Genomic DNA, 251 nt, shown 5'->3' on the forward strand with positions numbered 1-251 from the left:
GGCTAATAGCAGCCGACACCGACACAGAGGAATTTTAAAATGTCACAGTTAATGACCGGCGGTTTAGGTCGATACCACTTGCTATCCAAGCCAATCACGCAAATTGATGGTGTTGGCTATGGCGAGAAAGCCGTCGCGAAAATCAAGCCAGGTGTAACCTACCAATCCTTTATTATCGACACGAACCTTGCTGAAGATGCAACGTTGTTGAAATTCGAGTTAGAGCTAAACGGCATCGTTATCATGCAGGC

Annotated in this window: 1 protein-coding gene; it reads left to right on the top strand. The window is 46.2% G+C overall.

From position 1 onward, the window contains the following. Positions 1–39: 39 nt before the first annotated feature. A partial coding sequence (locus tag SB847_RS21765) for a major capsid protein P2 (protein ID WP_410578786.1) occupies positions 40–251 on the top strand: 212 nt, incomplete at its 3' end.

The organism is Bacillus sp. SIMBA_026, assembly GCF_046535335.1.
GTDB classification, from domain to species: Bacteria; Bacillota; Bacilli; order Bacillales; family Bacillaceae; genus Bacillus; species Bacillus velezensis.